Source organism: Nibribacter ruber (genome assembly GCF_009913235.1).
Taxonomy (GTDB): Bacteria; Bacteroidota; Bacteroidia; order Cytophagales; family Hymenobacteraceae; genus Nibribacter; species Nibribacter ruber.
This window is the reverse complement of record NZ_CP047897.1, coordinates 3,868,691-3,890,516: the sequence shown is the minus strand read 5'-3', so window position 1 is coordinate 3,890,516 and position 21,826 is coordinate 3,868,691. Positions and strand designations below refer to the sequence as shown.

17 protein-coding genes are annotated in these 21,826 nt (G+C 52.6%); 9 read left to right on the top strand and 8 right to left on the bottom strand.

Going from position 1 to position 21,826, the window contains the following annotated elements:
- The 5 genes from GU926_RS16425 to argH all read left to right on the top strand — a co-directional run bounded on the left by GU926_RS16425 (position 1) and on the right by argH (position 6,016).
- The gene (locus tag GU926_RS16425; protein ID WP_160693787.1) at positions 1–1,137 is read left to right on the top strand and encodes an aspartate aminotransferase family protein; all 1,137 of its coding nucleotides are present in this window, start codon (positions 1–3) and stop codon (positions 1,135–1,137) included.
- Positions 1,138–1,230: 93 nt separating this feature from the next.
- The gene (locus GU926_RS16420; protein ID WP_160693785.1) at positions 1,231–2,187 is read left to right on the top strand and encodes an N-acetylornithine carbamoyltransferase; all 957 of its coding nucleotides are present in this window, start codon (positions 1,231–1,233) and stop codon (positions 2,185–2,187) included.
- 343 nt (positions 2,188–2,530) lie between these two features.
- Positions 2,531–3,328 carry an acetylglutamate kinase gene (gene argB, locus GU926_RS16415; protein ID WP_160693783.1) on the top strand — a complete coding sequence of 266 codons (798 nt, stop codon included), beginning with the start codon at positions 2,531–2,533 and terminating at the stop codon, positions 3,326–3,328.
- A 290-nt stretch (positions 3,329–3,618) separates the two neighbouring features.
- Positions 3,619–4,683, top strand: a complete 1,065-nt coding sequence (locus GU926_RS16410) for a M20 family metallo-hydrolase (RefSeq protein WP_160693781.1) — start codon at positions 3,619–3,621, stop codon at positions 4,681–4,683.
- 1 nt (position 4,684) lies between these two features.
- Positions 4,685–6,016, top strand: a complete 1,332-nt coding sequence (argH, locus tag GU926_RS16405) for an argininosuccinate lyase (protein ID WP_160693779.1) — start codon at positions 4,685–4,687, stop codon at positions 6,014–6,016.
- 148 nt (positions 6,017–6,164) lie between these two features.
- On the opposite strand, the gene GU926_RS16400 is transcribed toward argH, so the two are convergent.
- The 6 genes from GU926_RS16400 to GU926_RS16375 all read right to left on the bottom strand — a co-directional run bounded on the left by GU926_RS16400 (position 6,165) and on the right by GU926_RS16375 (position 13,398).
- Entirely contained in the window at positions 6,165–7,163 is a 999-nt protein-coding gene (locus tag GU926_RS16400; RefSeq protein WP_160693777.1) for an NADP-dependent oxidoreductase, read from the bottom strand.
- Positions 7,164–7,431: 268 nt separating this feature from the next.
- Positions 7,432–9,519: an insulinase family protein gene (locus tag GU926_RS16395; protein ID WP_160693775.1), complete on the bottom strand. Its 2,088-nt coding sequence runs from the start codon at positions 9,517–9,519 to the stop codon at positions 7,432–7,434.
- Positions 9,520–9,586: 67 nt separating this feature from the next.
- Positions 9,587–10,924, bottom strand: a complete 1,338-nt coding sequence (locus GU926_RS16390) for a M16 family metallopeptidase (protein WP_160693773.1) — start codon at positions 10,922–10,924, stop codon at positions 9,587–9,589.
- A gap of 403 nt (positions 10,925–11,327) precedes the next feature.
- Positions 11,328–12,080, bottom strand: a complete 753-nt coding sequence (locus tag GU926_RS16385; protein WP_160693771.1) for a LytR/AlgR family response regulator transcription factor — start codon at positions 12,078–12,080, stop codon at positions 11,328–11,330.
- 111 nt (positions 12,081–12,191) lie between these two features.
- Complete coding sequence (locus GU926_RS16380) at positions 12,192–13,211, bottom strand: sensor histidine kinase (RefSeq protein ID WP_160693769.1); 1,020 nt, start codon at positions 13,209–13,211, stop codon at positions 12,192–12,194.
- Positions 13,198–13,398: a hypothetical protein gene (locus tag GU926_RS16375; RefSeq protein ID WP_160693767.1), complete on the bottom strand. Its 201-nt coding sequence runs from the start codon at positions 13,396–13,398 to the stop codon at positions 13,198–13,200. Before GU926_RS16375 ends, GU926_RS16380 begins: the two co-directional genes overlap by 14 nt.
- Positions 13,399–13,421: 23 nt before the next feature.
- Between GU926_RS16375 and GU926_RS16370 the strand changes: the two genes are divergently transcribed.
- The 3 genes from GU926_RS16370 (at position 13,422) to GU926_RS16360 (ending at position 17,381) form a co-directional block, all read left to right on the top strand.
- A complete protein-coding gene (locus GU926_RS16370; RefSeq protein ID WP_160693765.1) occupies positions 13,422–15,851 on the top strand; it encodes an outer membrane beta-barrel family protein in 2,430 nt (809 codons plus the stop codon).
- A 183-nt stretch (positions 15,852–16,034) separates the two neighbouring features.
- On the top strand, positions 16,035–16,439 hold the full coding sequence (locus tag GU926_RS16365; RefSeq protein WP_232058365.1) for a DUF983 domain-containing protein: 405 nt from the start codon (positions 16,035–16,037) through the stop codon (positions 16,437–16,439).
- A 69-nt stretch (positions 16,440–16,508) separates the two neighbouring features.
- Positions 16,509–17,381, top strand: a complete 873-nt coding sequence (locus GU926_RS16360; protein ID WP_160693763.1) for a helix-turn-helix domain-containing protein — start codon at positions 16,509–16,511, stop codon at positions 17,379–17,381.
- A gap of 81 nt (positions 17,382–17,462) precedes the next feature.
- Here GU926_RS16360 and GU926_RS16355 read toward each other — a convergent pair whose 3' ends face one another.
- Together GU926_RS16355 and GU926_RS16350 are read right to left on the bottom strand one after the other, a co-directional pair.
- Positions 17,463–18,848 carry a M28 family peptidase gene (locus GU926_RS16355; protein ID WP_160693761.1) on the bottom strand — a complete coding sequence of 462 codons (1,386 nt, stop codon included), beginning with the start codon at positions 18,846–18,848 and terminating at the stop codon, positions 17,463–17,465.
- Between the two features lie 808 nt (positions 18,849–19,656).
- Positions 19,657–20,661, bottom strand: a complete 1,005-nt coding sequence (locus GU926_RS16350; protein ID WP_160693759.1) for a DUF1028 domain-containing protein — start codon at positions 20,659–20,661, stop codon at positions 19,657–19,659.
- 325 nt (positions 20,662–20,986) lie between these two features.
- Here GU926_RS16350 and GU926_RS16345 point away from each other — a divergent pair, with 325 nt between their 5' ends.
- On the top strand, positions 20,987–21,814 hold the full coding sequence (locus GU926_RS16345; protein WP_160693757.1) for an energy transducer TonB: 828 nt from the start codon (positions 20,987–20,989) through the stop codon (positions 21,812–21,814).
- The last annotated feature ends 12 nt before the right edge of the window (positions 21,815–21,826 follow it).

Genomic DNA, 21,826 nt, shown 5'->3' with positions numbered 1-21,826 from the left:
ATGAATCTATTTGACGTTTACCCCCTCTTTGACATAACGCCGGTAAAAGCCTTGGGCTCTACCCTTTGGGATGCCAACGGCATTGAGTACTTGGACTTGTACGGTGGCCACGCCGTGATTTCCATTGGGCACAGCCATCCCCATTACGTGCAGAGGCTGTCTGAACAGTTGAACAACATGGGCTTCTATTCTAACTCCGTGAAGATTCCGCTACAGCAGGAACTGGCAGACAAGTTGGGCCAGCTAAGCGGATACCAGGACTACCAGTTCTTTCTGGTCAATTCCGGTGCCGAAGCCAACGAGAACGCCATCAAATTGGCCTCTTTCCACACGGGCCGAAAGAAAATCATCTCCTTTAAGAAGTCGTTCCATGGGAGGACGTCTGCCGCCGTGTCCGCTACGGATGACCCCAGCATTGTAGCTCCAGTCAATGAAACCGACAATGTGGTATTTCTGCCTATGAATGACAAGGCCGCGGTTGAAAAAGTACTCGCCGGAAAAGACGTGGCGGCCATCATCATTGAAGGCATACAGGGCGTGGGCGGTGTAGTGATTCCAGAGCCGCAGTTTTTGCAGGATTTGGAAAAGCTAGCCAAAAAATACGGTTCCCTGTTGATTCTGGATGAGGTTCAGTCGGGCTATGGGCGTTCGGGTAAGTTCTTCGCGCACCAGCATGCGGGCATTCGGCCAGACTTGATTACCATTGCCAAGGGCATGGGCAACGGATTTCCAGTGGCGGGCGTGTTGATATCCCCTGAAATTCACGCGAAGCATGGCATGCTGGGCACCACCTTCGGGGGGAATTACCTGGCGTGTGCCGCTGCCTTGGCCGTGCTGGAAGTGATAGAGCAGGAAAACCTGATAGAGAACGCCGCAAAAATGGGCAGTTATCTTATGGAAAAGGCCAAGACCTTACCAAGCGTGCGCGAGGTACGTGGCCAAGGCCTGATGGTGGGCATTGAGCTGGAAGTACCCTGTGCCCCGCTTCGCAAAGCCCTGCTGGACGAGTACCGCATCTTCACCGGCTCGGCGTCCAATAAAAACACCATCCGTATTCTGCCCGCCCTCAATGTGACGCAGGTAGAACTGTACAGATTCCTGGAAGCATTCGCAGAATTAGCATCGCGTAGCAAGTAGCAAGAAGACACTAGATGCTAGATTTTAGATGTTAGACTTTCCCCCATTTTTAGTCTAACATCTAAAATCTAGCGTCTAACATTCAAAAAAAGAATGAAGCAATTCACCTCCGTACACGACGTAGAAGACATAAACGCGCTGGTGCAGGAAGCACTGGAGCTTAAGAAGAACCCATATGCCCATGAAGATCTGGGCAAGCGCAAGACCCTGGGCCTTATCTTTTTGAACCCCAGCCTGCGCACCCGCCTCAGCACCCAGAAAGCCGCGCAGAGTCTGGGCATGAATGTGATGGTGATGAACATGGGGCAGGAAGGCTGGGCCCTGGAAACCCAGGACGGGGCCATCATGAACGGCACCACCGTGGAACACATCAAAGACGCCGCCGCCGTAATGGGCGAGTACTGTGACGTGCTGGGCCTCCGGTCGTTCCCTAAACTGCAGAATGTAGAGGAAGACTACTCTGAGGAGATTCTCAAGAAGTTCATCCAGTACGCCAACGTGCCCTTTGTGAGTTTGGAGTCGGCCACTCGTCACCCTTTGCAGAGCTTGGCAGATTTGGTCACCATCACCGAACATGCCCCAAAAGGCCGAAAGCCGAAGGTGGTTTTGACCTGGGGACCGCATGTGAAAGCCTTGCCGCAGGCCGTACCCAACTCCTTTGCCGAGTGGATGTGCGCCGCCGACGTGGACTTTGTCATCACCCACCCCGAAGGCTACGAACTAGACCCGCAATTCACCAATGGTGCTACCATCACCTACAACCAGCAAGAAGCCCTAGAAGGCGCAGACTTCATCTACGTGAAGAACTGGTCCACCTACCAACCCAACTACGGAGAGGTATTAACCCAGGATGCCAGCTGGATGCTCACCAACCAGCACCTGGCCAACACCAACAACGCCAAAGTCATGCACTGCCTTCCTGTCAGAAGAAACGTAGAACTCAGCGATGAGATTTTGGACGGACCCAACTCCCTGGTGGTGCAGGAAGCCGCCAACCGTGAATTCGCCGCGCAGGCGGTGTTGAAGCGCTTGCTGAAAGGCATACAGTAAAGGTCCATCTTTTGTCATCCTGAAAGGACCTTGTGGGCAAACTAGGTAGGCGGCTACTAAAAGTAAAAAACTTTCCCTCGGTCTGTCCCCTGACAGACCGAAACTCTGCCTGAACACCACTCTTTTATTGGCCTGTCGGGGGACAGGCCAAGGAGAAGTATAGAGCCACTGCTTTTCTAACTCGCCCACAAGGTCCCTTCAGGATGACAATAAGAGAAGAGGAAACCTCCTCGATCTGTCCCCCCTGATAGACCGAAACGTTCTAATGGACCCACGCAATGTATTGGCCTGTCAGGGGACAGACCAAGGAAAAGAAAGTCTTGAATCTAACGTCTAAAACCTAGTGTCTACCAAACTCAACGTCATCAAAATAGGCGGCAACGTCCTGGACAACGTCGACAACCTGGAGCGATTCCTGACGGACTTCGCCCTACTGCCCGGCCTCAAAGTACTGGTGCATGGGGGCGGCACCATTGCGTCTGAGATAGGCAAGAAGATGGGCATGGAACCAATCATGATAAACGGCCGCCGCGTTACTGATGCCAACACCCTTCATTTGGTGACCATGGTCTATGGCGGATTGCTGAACAAGAACCTGGTGGCGCAACTGCAGGCCCGGCGTTGCAATGCCCTGGGCCTTACCGGGGCAGATGCCAATGTTATTCCCGCCCACAAGCGCCCCGTCAAAGACATTGACTACGGCTTCGTGGGCGACGTGGAAAGCCCTGACCAAGTGAACGTACCGTTTCTGGCGTCGCTAGCCCAGCAAGGGATTGTCCCGGTGTTCGCAGCCCTTACCCATGACGGCGAAGGCAACCTTCTCAACACCAACGCTGACACCATCGCCTCTACCTTGGCCGTAGCCTTGAGCCGCCAGTTTGAAGTGAACCTGATGTACTGTTTCGAGAAGAAAGGCGTGTTGTTGGATGTACATGATGCCACCAGCGTCATTCATCACCTACAACCAGGCTATTACCAGGAACTCAAGGACAAGGGAGTCATTTTTGCGGGCATGCTACCCAAACTGGACAATTCGTTTGCCGCCTTGGAGCAAGGAGTTAAAGCGGTGGTTATAGGTGATGCGGCAGACATCCTTGACATTGTGGAAGGCAGGAAAGCAGGCACCAGGATTACGCTGTAAGATGCTCGCAGGAGCTTCGCACACTACCAAGTTGTATATTCCAGTGCATGGCGTTTTAGTTAAATTCCCAGAAAACAGCCCAAAAACGGCCAACAACTGGCGCGAGACTACTGTCTCGTGACATAGGATGAAGCGAGTCTCCAGACTCGCAGGGAACCAACCAGAAGAAACGAGCAGTTCTAACAACCTGATTTCATTGCGTTGCAACGAGGGTAGTCTGAAGACTACTCTTCATCCGTAGGCACGTGTCTGGAGACTCGCGCCATTGAAGAAAAGTAGTAAAAACATACATGACCAACACCTTATACCAAGACGCGCTTACCCTGCTTCAGCAGCTCATCGCCATCCAATCCTTCAGCCGCGAGGAGGCGGGAACGGCCGAGGCGATTGCTCAATTCTTACAGGCTAGAGGCGTGGAAATTCACCGCAAGGAGAACAATGTCTGGGCGTTTAACAAACTTTACAACCCAGCCTTGCCCACGGTGCTGCTGAACTCGCACCATGACACGGTGAAGCCGCACCCCAGTTGGACGTTTGACCCGTTCACGCCCAACGTGCAAGACGGTAAACTTTATGGCTTGGGCAGCAATGACGCAGGCGGTTGTTTGGTCTCTTTGATAGCCGCGTTTTTGCACTTCTATGACCACTCAGATTTAACCTACAACCTGGTGCTGGCGGCTACCGCCGAAGAAGAAGTCTCTGGCAAAAACGGCATTGAACTGGTGTTCCCGGAATTGGGCGCAGTGGAGTTTGCGCTAGTGGGAGAACCTACCAATATGCACCTGGCCGTCGCCGAGAAAGGTTTGATGGTATTGGATTGCGTAGCGCAAGGCAAAGGCGGGCACGCCGCGCGGGAGGAAGGCATCAATGCCATTTACCAGGCGCTGCCTGATATTGAGTGGTTCCGCACGTTCCGTTTCCCGAAGGAGTCTAGCTTCTTAGGGCCTATCAAAATGAGTGTAACCCTAATTCAAGCCGGTACGCAACACAACGTGGTACCCGACCAATGCACCTTCACCGTAGACGTGCGCCTAACGGATGCTTATCAGCCCGAGGAAGTGTTGAGCATTATAAGAGAACACGTGAAAAGCGAGGTGACGCCAAGGTCTACGCGGTTACGGCCTTCCAGCATTGACCAGAACCACCCTATTGTGCAGTCGGGTGTGGAGTTGGGCAGAAAGCTTTACGGCTCCCCTACCACCTCAGACCAAGCGCTATTGAATATTCCGTCCGTGAAAGTGGGCCCCGGTGATTCGGCACGGTCGCATACCGCCGATGAGTTTATTTACCTTTCAGAACTGGAAGAGGGCATAGCCCTATACATACAACTTTTGACACCCGTAATTACCGCGTAGCATGAAACTCTGGCAAAAAGAAACCTCCGTGGCGCAGAACGTTGAGAAATTCACCGTGGGCAAAGACGCCGAAATAGACCTGCAACTGGCCCCTTTTGACGTGCTGGGCTCCCTGGCGCACACCCGCATGCTGGAGAGCATCGGGCTTATGGATCCCGATGACCTGGCCGCCGTGCAGCGCGAACTCAAGGCAATTTACCAGAGCATTGAACTCGGCGAGTTTGAAATAGAACCGGGCGTGGAAGACGTACATTCTCAGGTGGAACTCCTCTTAACGCGCCGTTTAGGCGAAGCTGGCAAGAAAATCCACAGTGGCCGCTCCCGCAATGATCAGGTATTGGTGGACCTCAAACTGTTCATCCGCCATGAAATTCGGCAGACCGTAGAGGCCGTGCATACGCTGTTTACCACGTTGCAGGACCTCAGCGAGAAGAACAAAGAATTCCTGCTCCCCGGTTACACGCACCTGCAGGTGGCTATGCCGTCGTCGTTTGGGTTGTGGTTTGGCGCGTACGCAGAGAGTTTGGTAGACGATCTTCAACTCTTGCAGGCCGCCTACAAAATCAGCAATAAAAACCCCTTGGGCTCGGCGGCCGGCTATGGTAGTTCTTTCCCTTTGAACCGCCAGATGACCACCGACCTGCTTGGTTTTGAGGCCTTGAACTACAACGTGGTGTACGCGCAGATGGGCCGCGGCAAAACCGAGCGTAGCGTGAGCATGGGCCTGGCCTCTGTTGCCAGCACCGTGGGCCGCATGGCCATGGATGTGTGCCTGTACATGAGCCAGAACTTCGCGTTTGTGACCCTGCCCGACGAGTTGACCACCGGTTCCAGCATCATGCCACACAAAAAGAACCCAGACGTTTTTGAAATCATGCGCGGCAAGTGCAACCGCCTGCAGGCCCTTCCCACCGAGATTCAGATGCTTCTTGGCAACCTGCCCTCTGGCTATCACCGCGAACTGCAACTGCTCAAAGAAAGCTTCTTCCCCGCCTTCACAGAAATCAGGAATTGCCTGGAGATGATGACCTTCATGCTCCCTCACCTGAAACTGAACCCGGACATTCTGAAAGATGAGAAATACCAATACCTCTTCAGTGTGGAAGTGGTGAACAACCAGGTACTCAATGGCGTGCCGTTTAGAGATGCCTACAAAAACGTTGGCCTAGCCATTGAGAAAGGCGAGTTTGCACGCCCTCAAGAAATAAAGCACACCCATGAAGGCAGCATCGGGAATCTGTGCACCTCCGAGATTAATGGTTTAATGGATGAGGTCTTGAGTGGCTTTCAGTTTGAGAAAGTAGACAACGCGATAAAGGAGTTGCTTGCATAGAGGACCTCCCTACTTCGCCTCTGCCGCAAATTAGCAGAAACCTGGCTAAGCGTTTTTAGCCTTTTTTCGGGGAAAAAGGCCAAAAACGGGGAAGCCCCTTGAGCATAGGAGTTCAAGAGGCTTCCCCGTTTTTATGCTAACAAAAATTTTACACCTTCACCAGCATCTTGCCTTGGTTCTGGCCGGTGAACAATCCTAGAAAGGCTTCGGGCAGTTGCTCAAATCCATCTACAATGGTCTCTTGGTAGTGGAGTTTGCCTTCTTTGACCCAAGCGCCCAGTTCTTGCATAGCCTCAGGGAAGCGGGCGTGGTAGTTACTCATAATAAAGCCTTTGATGAGGGCGCTACGGGTTAGGATAAGAGGCAGGAATCGTGGGCCCAGTTGCGGCTTTTCGTCGTTGTAATGGGAGATCTGGCCACAAATAGCCAAGCGGGCATGAAAGTTAATGAGCGAAATGACGGCATCTGTGATTTCGCCGCCTACGTTGTCAAAGTAGACGTCCACGCCGTTCGGGCAGGCAGTTTTGAGGTCATTGCGCAGGTTCTGGGTGGTTTTGTAGTTGATCACGTCATCATACCCGAACTCCTTTTTCAGCAAGTCTGCTTTCTCATCTGAGCCCGCCAAACCTACCACGCGGCATCCTTTGAGCTTGGCAATCTGGCCTACCACCATGCCCACGGCTCCGGCCGCTCCAGAAACCACCACCGTCTCCCCTTCCTTCGGCTGCCCAATGTCCAGCAGCCCGAAATATGCCGTCAAGCCCGGCATGCCCAGAATGCCCAGGTAATAGCTAGCCGGCGCTAGCTGGGTATTTATCTTCTGAAGTTTCTTTGCGTCTGCAATGGCCTGCGTAGCCCAAGGCAAGGCGCCCAGCACCACATCGCCGGGTTGCAAGGCCTCACTTTTAGACGCCACCACTTTGGCCACAACGCCTCCTTCTAGTGGCGCGTCTACTTGAAAGGGCGGAGTGTAGGATTTGGCGTCGTTCATGCGGCCGCGCATATAAGGGTCCACTGAGATATACAGCGGTTCCAGCAACACCTGTCCTTCCTGCAAGGCTGGCACTTGAGCTTTTTCAAACCTGAAGTTTTCTTTGGTGGGGTTTCCTTTCGGCCGACTGGCCAAGACTATTTGGGTGATTTCCATGAGGTGTTCTTTTGAGGTAAAAGACAACGCATAAGGCGCAATGTCCTCTATAAGAAACGAACCTGAAATGGAAAGGGTCAAGAAGATCTGGTACCGTTAAGTAAACCAGAAGGAATGAATGGAGATCTCTGATCAAAGAACTGAGCCATTGCCTTCCGTTTTTCGGCTGTTTCCCGGAAAATAAGCCAAAAACGGAAGCTGAAGAAAACAAAAGGGGAGCAGGACATAATGACCTGTTCCCTCTTTTTGATATAGATTAGAACGCTGCTTAGTTGAAATCTGCGGCGGTAACGCCTTCGTTCAGTTTCACAGACTGGGCTTTCATATCCAGTACTTGCTGTTGACCGGCGGCAGATACTGTTAACGTGATAGAATGCGGGTACAGGATGTTGCCTACTTTCTTGTAGTCTCCATACTCGGTGCTGTTGTTCACCGTCATGTTGTTGGCGGTGGTAGCTTCTTCGCTCTTGACTAACAATTTGCTGGCCACGTCATAGAATTCGGTTTTGGTTTTGCCGGTTGGGTACGTTACCTGCACTTTGTAGGCATCAGAGCCGTTTACCTTTTCCATGCCCTTTACTTCGGCTTTGAAGGCGGGGTTCTTGACGTAGTCTAGTTGCTCAAACAAACCAGTGATGGCGGCTTTCTCCTTGATCTCCTCTGCGGTCATTTCCTTTTTCTGGCCCATCTGCTCCTGGTAACCGGTAGTACCGTTGAACCTGGTTTTCACCACGGGCTGGCCGCCCATGGTCATGGTCATGGCTTCCAGGTTAGGAGCCATGTATTTGGCTTCTACGGCCAGGCTGGCCCCCTGCATGTTCATGGTCATGTTGGCTAGAATGGTTTTCACCTTTCTCAGTTCGGCTTCGCCGCCAGAGGCTTTGATGTAGTTGTTGAACACATCTACCGCTTTTACATTGGCCGTGGCCGCCGCAGAGGCACCCGCAGCAATAGCATTGGCGAAGGTGTCATACTGTTTAACCGGGTAGCTCAGTTTCTTGAGGTTGTCCAGCATCTGAGACGCGTTGCCCACCACTACCACGCGGGTGTTGGTGCTGTTGAAATACTTCTGAGCCACGCGCTGGATGTCCTCCTTAGTAACCGCATTCACGCGCTGCAGGTAGGTTCTGTAGAAGTCCTTGGGTAGGTCATTGATTAAGATGTTGCGGGCAAAAGAAGCCGTCAGGCCTTTGTTCTCTAAGCCCAAGGCAAAAGAACCATTGTACAAGGCTTTGGCGCTGGCCAGTTCCTCATCAGATACTTTCTCATTGCGCAGTTTGTTGATCTCATTGATGAATTCCACCACGGCGCTGTCCGTTTTAGCGGTACGCACAGAGGCAGAAGCAGAGAAATCCGTCTGGAACCTTCCTGACCCTATGCTAGAGTAGGCACCGTATGTAAAACCGTGCTTCTCGCGCAGGTTGTTGAACAGGCGGCTTTCAGAACCACCACCTAGAATCTGATTAGCCAACAGCACCGGGAAGTAGTCTGGGTTGTTCATCTTCAGGTCTACCAGGTTGGTCACCGTGATTTCAGACTGCACCGCGTTAGACATGTCCACTACATTGATCTCGGTCTTGGCTGGGTTGGGCACCGCAGCCAGTTTAGGCAAAGTCAGGGCCGGGCCTTTCAAATCACCTAACACAGATTCGGCTAGTTTCTTGGCGGCATCTGGTTTGATGTCTCCAATGATGGTCAAGTAACCTCTAGACGGGGTGATGTATTTGGCGTACGCCGCTTTTACATCGGCTAGGGTCAGGTTTTTGATGCTTTCCTCGGTGGCAAACTCACCGCTTGGGTGCGTTTTACCATAGGTTAAGGCATTTACCACGCGGCCCGAGATGGCTTTCACGTTCTTCTCGTCGCTCTTCATGCCGGTCAAGGTCTGCGACTTCAACTTGTCAAACGACTCCTGCGTGAACGCCGGGTTCTTCAAGCCCTTGCCCATCAAGGCAAACGCCTCGTTAAAATAACGGGTCAAGGCAGAGGCGCTTCCGCCCGAGGCCGAAAGTCCTACATCGGCGCCCATCTTGTCCACGGCCTCATCAAACTGCGCCTTGGTCATGTCCTTGGTGCCTTCATTGAGCATCTGGCCCATCAAGCCTACCACACCGGCTTTGGCGCCTTCGGTGATGGGACCTGCGTCAATGAAATAAGAAGCAGACACTTTGGGCAGCTTGTGGTCTTCTACCACCAACACCGTAATGCCGTTCTTCAATTTAAAGGTAACCGGGTCTTTTAAGGTGATGACCGGCGCCGGACCCGCGGCTGGCTTTTTGGATCTGTCTACTTTCACCTGCGCCTCTGCACTGAACAGCAACAAAGCACTGGCGGCAATCAAAATATATTTCTTCATGGTATGTTCTTGTTTAAGCCGCCTCACCCAGCCCTAAGAGCTTGGAGGCGGCAAAATACTTTTGAAATTAGTTAGCGCTTTTGGCTGGTGTTGGCAGGTAATACAACACCACGCGTGAATTTGGCTGCAGGTATTTCTTAGCCGCATTCTGAATGTCCTGGCGCGTAATGCTTCTGATGGTCTCCAACTCCTGGTTTATGTTGTTGGTGTCCTTGTTATAGAAAGTATAGCCGCTGGCCAGGTTTTCTGCCACACCCAGCATGCTGGAATTGGCCGTCACGTACTGGTTCTCAAACTGGTTCTGAATCTTCTTGTAATCCTCCTCAGAGATGAGGTTGTTCTGCAGATTAGTTACCTCAGCGTCAATATCAGCTAAAAGTGTGTTCAAGGGCGTGTTGTTATTAGGCAAGGCCAGCGTGATATAAGCACCGTAGTCTTCTAACGCGAAGTTGAAGGCCGCAACCTGCAAGGCGTTCTTCTTCTCATCTACCATCTTCTTGTACAGCTTAGAGCTGGCACCGCCTGACAGGATAGAAGAAATCATCTGCATGGTTTTAGAGTCTTTGGTGTTCATGCCCGGCACGCGGTACGCTGACATGATAGCCGGAATCTGAATGTTAGAGTCATACGCCGTATCTACTTTCATTTGCGTGATAGGCGCTTCCTCTACTTTTTGGTACACCACCGGCTCTCCTTTAGGTACTGACCCAAAATAAGCGGCTACCAGGTCTTTGGTCTGGGCTATGTCAATGTCTCCGGCAATGGAAAGGACGGCGTTGTTAGGCACGTAGAATTTCTTGAAGAACGCCTGAAACTCAGAAAGCTTGGCGGCGTCCAGGTCTTCCATGGACCCGATGGGCTGCCAGCGGTACGGGTGCTTAGAGAACAGATTTTTGAAGATGGCATTCGCGAACTGGCCATACGGGCTATTGTCAATGCGCATGCGCTTCTCTTCTTTCACCACTTCGTTTTGGGTTTTCACGCCCACTTCATTGATGACCGGGTGCAGCATTCTTTCGCTTTCCAGCCACAAGCCTAGTTTTAACTGGTTGCTTGGGAACACTTCATAATAGAAGGTGCGGTCATGCGAGGTGTTGGCGTTGTTCTGGCCGCCGTTGCTGGACACCAGTTTCATGAATTCGCCGCGCTTGATGTTCTCAGAACCCTCAAACAATAAGTGCTCAAAGAAGTGCGCGAAGCCAGAACGGCCTACCTGTTCGTTTTTAGAGCCCACGTGGTACATCACGGACACCGCCACCACGGGGGCAGACTTGTCCTGGTGCAGAATCACGTGTAAGCCATTGGGTAAATCATACTCTGTGAACTCTACCTTCTGCGCCTGCGCTGCGGTAGAAGAGAGCATGGCCGCTGCTGCCGCAACGAAAAAATGCTTCTTTGAAAACATAGGGTTGTATTTGGGTTTGTATTGGAAATAAAAGGTGCTTTTGTAGCCGTGACTGAAGAGGCGCTAAAATATTCTAGGAATAAATATAAGAAAATCCATCTGGCTGCCCTAATTCTGGAGAATGTTGAGCGTTGCCAGAGCCTTTCCCTTCTATGATTTTCCTGGCCTAAAATGCCGCTTTCTACAGGTTCACTGGTGTACCAGTGTTAGTAGCCTGGGCCCCTGCTTTATTACAGGCGATTAGGAATTAAATTGTTTTCCTTTTTTTTCAGGCTTAACAAGTAAGATGCCGTTTTTGGGGTATTTTCTGGAAAAGAGGCTAAAAACGATTGGCCTGAACGCAACAAGCGTCCCCTCAGGATTCAGGAGAGACGCCATACACAAACACCAAAAGAACCAGAACCTAAGACGCGTCTTTCTCTCTGATTAATTTGAAGAACCCGTCCCGGAAGGTCTCGCCAATGGGTATTGCCTTTTCCTGGATGTAGAGCGTGTGGCCGTCAATCATGTTCACCTTGTCAATGGAGATGATGTAGGACTTGTGCACGCGGTAGAAAGGCGGCTGGGGTAGTTGCTCCTCCAGGTCGCGCAGGGTTTGGTAGGTGACAATGCGCTGCTGCGGCAGGTACAAAGACACGTAGTTCTTGAGGCCTTCAATGTACAAGATGTCTGCGTATTTAATGCGCAGGAATTTGTTCTTGCTTTCGCCTTTCACAAACATGTAGTCTGCCGGAGGATTTGTGGCAGCCGGAGAAGCATTTGCCGGAAGAACCGCCGCCGGCGCAGGGACGGTACCCGCTGGTTGCAAAACGGCCTGCGCTTTCTGCACCGCTTTCAAGAACCGGTCAAACGCGATGGGCTTGAGCAGGTAGTCCACCACATCATGCTCATATCCTTCCAAGGCATATTCTGGGTAGGCCGTGGTGAGGATGACTTTGCACTTGGCACCGGCCAGCTTCAGGAATTGCAGGCCGGTGAGCTCTGGCATCTGAATGTCCAGAAACACCAGGTCACAACGGCCGTCGCTTACCCAGCCTAGCGCCTCAATGGGACTGGTGGTGCTGCCCACAAACTCCAGAAACGGAATCTTGTCTATGTACGCCTTCAACAGGTTAGACGCATAGGCCTCATCATCTACACAAATGCACCTGATCATTTTCAATTACGAATTAGGAATTAGGAATAGAAGATACAAAATGCGCGGAATGAACTAGCTACAGTAAGTCGTTTTTGGCCTAATTTCTGGAAAACAAGCCAAAAACGATTCTTAAAGGTTGCTCAACTCAAGATACGCCTCATGCACCTGCCCGTCATTTTTTATGAGCAGTTCATGTTGATGGGGGTACAGCAGTTCCAGCCTCCTCCTGATGTTGTTCAAGCCAATGCCGGTGGTCTGGTCCTTTTGGCTGCCAGAGATGCGGTTAGTGACGGTAAACTTCAGGCCATGGGGCATGACTATCAAGGAGATGTGGATGGGTACCTGCGGGTCATCCGCCACGCCGTGCTTAAAGGCATTTTCTACAAACGGAATCAACACCAAGGCTCCTATTTGCTGCCCGTCCACGTGACCATCTACGGTGAAGTCTACAAAGAACCGGTCCTCAAACCGCAGTCTGAAGATGTCAATAAAGCTGCGCAGGTAGTTAACTTCTTTCTCCAGGGCCACTTTGCCGTCTGGACTCTCATGGAGCATATACCGCATCATGTCAGAGAGTTTAAGAATGGCATCGGCTAGTTTTTCAGAGACCGGGTAGGCCTGGGCGTACAGGTAGTTAAGCGTGTTGTACAGGAAATGCGGGTTTACTTGTGATTTCAGAAAAGCCAGCTCGGCCTGGGTCTTCTCCTGGCGCAAAAGCTTGTTTTCCTTTTCCTTCCGGAAGGCCTCCTGCACGCTCCAAACCACCAGGCTCAGCACCACCATGGGCGTAGCGTAATACAAGTTATCAAAGAAAATGTACTCAAAGGTAGTGTCATCGCCGTAATTGCTGAAGCCCAGGAGCACCGGGTACAGTGTCTCTTCCAGCAGGTACCTGAACAGGATGAAAAGCAACGGTGCACCCGCCCAGGCCACCACCAGAAACAGCAGGCGCTCGCGGTTCAGGAACAGCGGGTACACCAACAGGTAACAGTAGTAGAACTCTATGACCATGCAAAGGATAAAGGAAAGCTGCAGCCAGTAAATGGTTTCCTGGTTCTGGGGCTTTTCTATGTAAATGCCCACAAAGCAGTACACTGTATACAAAAGCCAGGCAACCACATGGCACAGGACAATCTTATTCTTGCTCATAGGCCAAAGCTAGAAAAGCTGCACGGTAAGTTCCGCATTTTTTACACCAAACCCCTCTTTCCTGATGCCAACCCTTGTTTTTGGCCTCTTTTCTGGAAAACAGCCCAAAAACGGGTTTGGGATAATTATTGGCGGGGTTGGGATCATTTATTTTAAGCCGAGGACCGTTTGCCGCACCTTTGGTCATCTGTTAACCCAAACACTGCCGCTATGAACCCAACCGCTACCCTTCGCACTACTTCCCTCCTGTTTTTGTCAAGCTTGTTATTCACGTTTAACACCTTGGCCCAGAACAGCGCTACCGTCAAAGGCTATGTGCAGGACGCCCGGCAACAACCTCTGGCCTACGCCACCGTCTCTTTGCTGAGCTTACCAGATTCTGCCCTGGTCAACGCTCAAATGTCCGATGAGGCCGGCGCGTACCTGTTTGAGAAAGTAGCTTCGGGTAGGTATGTAGTCAAGGCCTCGCGCATAGATTTCCATCCGGTGCTGAGTGCGGCGTTGGAAGTGGGTTCCCAGCCGGTGCAGGTGCCCTTGCTGAAGGCCACGGAGAAAACCACTGCGCTCAAAGAAGTAGTGGTGCAGGGCCAGCGCCCGGTTCTGGAACAACAGGCAGACAGGTTGATCTTAAACGTGGACAAGCTGAATACCGCCGGCGAGAACTCTCTGGAAATCCTAAAGAACGCACCCGGCGTGCGCCTGGACAAAGACGACAACATTGTGTACCGGGGCAGCAGCAGCGTGAACGTGATGATCAATGGCAAGATGACCTACATGAGCGGCACTGAACTGAGCGCGTACCTGAAGTCTTTGCCGGCTTCTAATATCACCAAGGTAGAATTCATGGCCAACCCACCTGCTTCTTATGATGCGGCAGGCACAGCGGGCATCATCAACATTGTACTTAAAAGAGACCTCACCAAAGGCATGAACGGCACCGCTACTTTGTCTACGGGCTATGGCACGTATGAAAAAGTGTCGGGTGGGGTGAATCTCAACTACAACCTGGGCAAATTCAGTTTCTACACCCGCCTGAACACCGGCCACTACAATTCCTACAATCGGCTTACCATGGAGCGCACCATCCGGGACAGCCTCTACCGGTCTGTGAATTACTGGCACCCCATCACCAAAAGCGCCAACCTGGTGGCCGGCGGAGACTTTTTCCTCAACAAGCAGCACACGGTGGGCCTCATGCTCAAAGGCTACACCTCACCCGAAGAGGCCATGACCACCAGCAACTCTATCAACTATGACATTCCCGGCAACGCCATTGGTTCTGTGCAGATGCTCAACCCGCGCACCATTTCCTCTCGCAACTACAGCCTCAACCTCAACTACAAGTTTGACATAGACAGTACCGGCCGCGCCCTCACCTTTGACACAGATTACGTGCGCTACCGCCATGCCACCCAGGAGAACTTTACCAACCAGTACTTCGGGCAGGCCGTGGTAAAGGACCGGCAACTAGAGGGATTGCGCAACCAAGCCACGGCCGCCGTGCAGATTTACGCCCTCAAACTGGATTACGTGCACCCGCTTGGCAACCAATGGAAGGCCGAGGCCGGTTGGAAAAGCAGCTGGGTACGCACCGAGGCCAACGTGCACTTTGAGCGCCAGCAGGAAGATGGTTGGCAGAACGATGCCCGCCGCACCAACCACTTTTTGTACCGTGAGAACATCAACGCCGCCTATGTAAGCCTGAGCAAGCAGGTAAGCAAAGCGTTGAGCCTGAAAGCCGGCCTGCGCGCCGAGCAGACCATTTCTGAGGGAGACTCCCGCACTACTAAAAGCAACGTGAACCGCAATTACTGGGAGCTGTTCCCCAGCGTGTTTGCCAGCTTTGCGCCCCATGAAGACCATCAGTTCTCCACCTCGTACAGCCGCCGCATCAGCAGGCCCAACTACAAGAGCCTGAACCCGTTCACGTTCTACTCAGACCCGTACATGGGCATCCAGGGAAATCCGTTTTTGCAGCCTTCGCTCTCCAACTCCTTGATGTTCAGTTACACGTTCAAGAATTTTCAGGTGTTGAGCGTGAGCTACCTGCAGCAAAATGATTTTGTGATGGAAGTGGTGAGCCAGAACGATGTGACCAAGGAAAGCATCAGTACCTCGCAGAACCTGAGCCGCGCCCATTCCCTGAGCTTTAGCAGCGGCGGCACCCTGCCCGTTCGCCAATGGTGGAGCGCCAACCTGCAGGCGCAAGGCAGCCTGAACAAAGTGACCACACCGGTGCAAGGCGAACAATACAACCAGGAGCAGTTCAGCTGGGACCTGAGCACCGACCACAACTTCACCCTGCCCAAAGACTACAGCCTGCAATATTCTCTGTATTACAATTCGCCGTCGGTGTCTGGGCTGTTCAAGGCGCAGGCTAACACGCAGATGAACATTGGCGCGAAGAAGGTTTTTCTGGATGGCCGCGCCACCCTCAGCCTGAAGTTGAATGACATCTTTGACAAATCCCGCTTCAGGGCCCGCCTGAATTACAACAACGTCAACATGTACTGGAAGAACGAGTGGGAAAGCCGCCGCCTGAACCTGAGTTTCAGCTACAAGTTTGGCAACAACAAGATCAAGACCGCCCGCAACCGCAGAACCAGCACTTCTGAAGAAGAGAACCGGGTGAGCAATTAACCGCTTTTGCTTTGAGGAGTAAGCACCCCCGCCTTCGTTTTTGGGCAGTTTCCTGGGAAACTGCCCAAAAACGAAGGCGGGCTTTTGTGGGGCAACCGTGTCCACTACCGCAACTACCGTCTTTTGTCCTATCCTGGGTCATGAATTGGCCGTACCTTTGTAGTAGACAAACACCTCAAGACCATGTTAGGAAAAGGTTCTAAACTTTACAGCATTGCCAAGCTCAAATGTCCCCGTTGCCACGAAGGAGATTTATTTGCGAACAACAGCCTGCTGGGCTGGCGCAAGATGTCTGAGATGCTGCCCCAGTGCCCGGTCTGCCAGCAGGTGTATGAACCCGAACCCGGTTATTACTACGGCGCCATGTTTGTGAGCTACGCGCTTACGTCTGGCCCCACGTTGGCCGTGGTGGGGCTGATGATGCTGTTCTCTGACGAGATTACCTTGTGGATGTTCATTGGGGCCTTGCTTCTGTCACTGCTCTTGTTCTTGCCGGCCATCTTTAAACTTTCCCGCGCCATCTGGATCAACATCTTCATTGGCTATGACCCCGCCGCTGCTTCTCGGCCGCAGGCCAGAGGGCATTAATAATGCTTCGTTTTTAGGCTATTTTTCTGAAATTAGGCCAAAATCAGCGCCGCGCGTGCTGTTGTGCCTATGCCCCAGAAACTGCCCGTTTACCGTATCCCAGACTTCACGGCGGCCCGCGCCCTGGCCAACGGCTTCCATGTAGTGGATTTACAGGCGCATAGAGCCAAACACGCCTTCGTGCAGGCCCCGCACAAACACGATTTTTACCTGCTGCTGTATGTAAAAACCGGCGCTGGTACACACACCATTGATTTCACGGCCCATCCCATTCAAGCCAACAGCTTCTATTTCCTGACGCCCGGCCAGGTTCACGCCTGGGATCTGGCCCCAGACACACAAGGCACGCTGTTGTTCTTCACGGCAGAGTTCTACCGAGGCACTCAGGAAGCCGACACTTTGCGGCAGTTTCCGTTCTTCCAGTCCTGGCAGCACCCGCCAGTGTTGTTTTCCAGTGAGGAGCACATGCTGCCTATACAGCAGCTTTTGCAGCAGATGCAGCAGGAATACAGCCAGGCGCGCACTTTTCAGCAGGACGCGCTACGAGCTTACCTGGAACTGCTCCTGATTCAACTGGCCCGTCTGTACCCCAAGGCAGAAAGACAGCCCGAGGCACCGAATTGGCCCTTTCAACTGTACCAATTAGAGAACCTGGTGGAGCAGCATTACCTGGAGCACCAGCCCATCTCCTTCTACGCCCGTGCCCTGCACCTTACGCCCAAATACCTCAACGAACTCTGCAAACAGAACCTGGGCAAAACCACCTCAGACCTCTTGCAGGAACGATTGATACTAGAAGCCAAGCGTCTGCTCACTCATTCGCCACACTTGACAATTGCCCAGATTGGAGCCGTGCTAGGGTTTGAAGACAACTCCTACTTCAGCCGGTTTTTCAAGAAACACACCGGCACCACGCCAGAGAAATTCAGGCAGCGGGCATAGAAAAAGCCGGTGATTGGGTCACCGGCTTTTTCTATGTTTCACAAGATTCTTATGTCTTGTCTCTAACGTCTTGCGTCTAGCTTACAATCCGTACTTGTCCATCAGGTAAATCAAAGCGGCCATAGAGGCACCGCCTAGTTCCAGTTCGCGCTGGTTTACTTTGTCAAACGTGTCGGCGGCGGTGTGGTGAATCTCAAAGTAGCGCTGAGAGTCTGGCACAAATTCCATGACCGCAGCGCCGTTGGCTTTAAGCGGCGTTACATCGGCCCCGCCTCCGTCTTGCGTGATTTCATGCAGACCGTAGGGCGCCAGCAAGGGCTTCCAGCTTACAATTTTCTGGTACACGGCTGGCGTGGCATCCATGCTGAAGCCGCGCGGCGTAAAGCCACCCCCATCTGATTCCAAGGCGGCAATGTGCTTTTCGTTTTTGGCTTTGGCTTCTTGAGCATAGGTGGTGCCCCCACGCAGACCATTTTCTTCATTCATGTACATGACTGCTCTGATGGTGCGCTTGGGTTTGTAGTTCATGGCCCGCATCATGCGCAAGACTTCCATGGATTGCACGCAGCCGGTTCCGTCGTCATGGGCACCCTGGCCATTGTCCCAGCTGTCCAGGTGACCGCCTACCACAATGATTTCCTCTGGTTTTTCTGAGCCTTTGATCTCGCCTATCACGTTGTAGCTGAGCACGTCTGGCAACCATTTTGAATTAACCTTCAAGTGTAGTTTCAGGTCCTGGTCGTCCTTCAACAGTTTGCCCAGCAGTTCTGCGCCAATGGTAGAAATAGCCACTGCTGGGATTTTTGGGGCATCCTCAGCGTAGCGCAAACCGCCCGTGTGCGGCTCATCATCCAGGGCCGAAGACATGGAACGTACCACTACGCCCACGGCACCTAATCTGGCTGCCGCCGATGGTCCCTGCGACCGCTGGTCTACCGCCCCCCGGTACGCCAAGCCCGTGTGAATGTGCGTCTGGTCAAACGGCCTACTGAAGAACACAATCTTGCCCTGCACCTTGCGTTTGCCCAGTTTCTGCAGTTCTTCAATGCTTTTCACTTCCAGCACCTCGGCGGTGAGGCCCTGCGCCGGCGTAGGCACCGAACCGCCCAAGGCAATAACCTTCACCTGTTGCGTAGGCGAAATTTTGGAGTTGACAATGTAGGCTTCCTCCTTCTCGCCGCGCTGCCAATGCGGCACCATCACTTCTTGCAGATACACGCGGTCCAGCCCCAACTTCTCCATTTCCTGCCGGGCCCACTCCACCGCCGCTGCCGCCTGCGGAGAGCCGCTCAACCTACCGCCAATGCGGGAAGTGAGGTAGCGCAACTGCTCATAGCTTTTGCCGTTAGTCAGCGCCTCGTCGTAAATCTTTTTAATGTGCAAAGAGTCCTGGTTCTGCGCCGAAGCGCCCAACGGCAGCGCCAGCACCGCTGCCAGCGCCAAATGTTGTAAAGAGGGAAATTTCATGAGATGTCTTGAGTCTAATTTTCTGAGTAGCGAGTTAGCAGGAAGAATTCTGAATGCGAAATAAAAGGTAAAAAATCTGAAACGAGATTTCAGTTGCCGCCCTAAGAGGCGTTCCTTGCAGGTAGCAGTCCCTTCATAATTCTGTCGAAAAAGGTAGGCTGCCCTGTTGCGTCGTGGCAGCGACACGACGTGTACCCATGCAACAGGAAAGTCTCCCTTTAGTAAGATTCGGTTTCTAGAAAGGAACGTGAGTGATGTTGCAATGAACCGTGCCTTCTGACCTGGACAAAAGGTCGCTGCGTAGGACCACCTCGTGTAGGTGCCACGACACTACAATCGCTTGACGGCCATTAGGCCAGGCCGGTCACGGGAAAGAAGATGATTACAGCCGTGCGATAGCACGCATGACTCTGCATCGACAGTAACCACAATTACCTGAAATCAGGTAATCAACCATCAAACGAAAGCAGAATTGGGACCTAAACCAGTCCTGGTCCTGAGCGCCTCTGGTGTTTGTGCGCCGCGGCCAGCGGCGGAAGGGACAAAGTCCCACAAACAACAGCAGTGCGAAGGGACAGGACGGGGCCTCGCGGCCGTGAGCGCTTACCGGAAACTATGAAACAGGACAGTGAGTACGCACCGGAACAGGCGGAAACTACGAAGGAAAGGCCAACGGAAGTGCACAGAACTAATGTCAGCAAGTCACGGAAGCAAATCCGCGCCATAGAAAAAGAAGTTATAAAAGGTGATCCTTAACCCTATGTCACACCATCAAAGTCATGACGGCAAGCCTCCTACGCCCTACCTTCTACCTGGCATTCAAAATCCGCTTATAATCCCCCGCCGACACCGTCAACAACCCTACCTCCGGCAACCGCTCCGTCAAGATTAACCAGTTCTTGTCTGCCTTAAAAACGGGGGCCAGAATCTTCACGGCTTCCTCCACCTTACCAGTGTTGGCCAAGGTGATGCCGTGCCAATACTGCATTTCCAGGTTGTCAGGTTGCAGGGCTTCAGCGGCGCTGTACTCTTTCATGGCCAGCGCCATGTCATTCTTCTCTACGGCCAAATCACCATTGTTCATATGCTGATAGGCGCGTTGCACGGTCAATAATCTACGCAGCTCTTTTAAAGGAACGGGGTTATCATCTACGCGCAGGTCAATCAGCCGCTCCTGCCACGGCTGGTCAGATTTCTTGGCAGACACCACCAGTAAGGCCGCGCTCTGCCGGCCGCGTATGTCCCCACCCTGGGCTTCGGCGGCATCCATGGCAGCCAAGACGCGTTCCGCTAAAGGTAAGTGAGCGTTCTGCTCAAAGGCGCGGGCCATGGCCGGCCACACTTGGTCAGAGAGCATCATGTTGGCCTGTACTGAGAATTGCTTGCCTGTAATGTGACCCGCGTACTTAATGCATTTGTTGCCCGTGTGCGTGGCCACGTTTCCCTTGGCGTCCAGAATGGCTACCTGCCGCACCTCGCGTCCTTCATCCGTTGACAGTAAAATCTTCAAGGTCTCTTGCGCGGTCTTACCTTGTTTCAGCAAAGCCAGTCCGCGCGGCCCAAAGGACTTGTTGGTAAACGACTGGGTAGCGACCACGCCCACGCCGGCCTCGCCCCAACTCACCGAAGTGCCCACCGAGAACCAGTGGCTTTGCACGGCCACGGCCATCTCGCCGGTGGCAGGGTCTCTGGCCACAATGGAATAAGTATGCGCCAACGGCTCCTGCGGTTTAAAAACTGAAGGTGTTTGGGCCATGGCTGGGGCAGTAGCTAAGAGAGAACCCAACCCTAGTAAGTAGAATATCTTTTTCATAAAATAGCAGCTGTTTGAGAAGGGAAAGATACAGAAATAGACAATGCGGTGGACGTTACGTTTTTGGGCTATTTCCTGGAAAACACGGCAAAAACTGAACATCTCAGAGCTTCTCAGGAGTACGTAATACCAATCACGAAACTTTCCCTGGCGCACCCACCCCTTCAACGTTTGCCAGCCTGGCTCAGATAAAAAAATACGATTCCATTTCTTGAAAAGGAACGGGCATTTGCGGTTTCGGGCAGAATTTACGGATCGCTAAGCCGCTATGGCAGAGAAGTAAAGATTCTGTTTCTTATCTTTCAGGGCTAAATCACAACGAACTATGCTTTCTCATTCTCCCGTAAAGGCTGTGTTGACCAGCCTGGCACTTGTGCTATGCCTATCCCTGGCCGCCAACGCGCAAACCGCCGCCGCCCTTCCTACCTCAGCCCCAATGGCCGAAGACACTTCCAGGGTATACAACTCTGTAGAGAAGATGCCAGAGTTTCCGGGGGGCACAGACGCTTTGTACCAATACCTGAACAGCAACTTTCAATACCCCGCATCCTTACCCCATGACAACACTGCCACTACCATGCTGTTCTCCTTTACCGTGGGTGCCACGGGCAAGGTGCATGACGTTGTCAAGGTAAAAGGCGTGCACCCAACGGTAGACGCCGCGTTTACCCGGGTGCTGCAGACCATGCCCGCCTGGATTCCGGGAGAGCAGAACGGCAAAGTGCGCAGAGTCAAATTCACTCTTCCCTACCAGGTAGCCGGCACGCCCCTGCCCCAGGAAACTGCCATAGAAGAGAAAATCTACGTGGCCACCGAGGTGGCTCCTGCGTTCCCGGGCGGCAAAAAAGCGTTGACTAATTTTCTCAAGAAGAACTTCAAACCCACCGTGCAGTTCGCCGACAAAGAGATGGAGGGTTCTATTGTGCTGAGTCTCGTCTTGAACAAGGACGGCTCCATCAGAAAAGAAGAAACCAAAGTGCTTAAGGGTTTGGGCTATGGCATTGACGAGCGCATGATAGAAGTGGTGAATTCCCTTCCCAGCTTTTCGCCGGCCAAGCAGAACGGAGAGAACGTGGTCTTCAAGACGGTGCTACCCATTAGACTAGACGTACACGGGTATGTAAAGGAAGTGCTGGAAGGCGCCCAGAAGTAAGCTTACATAAAA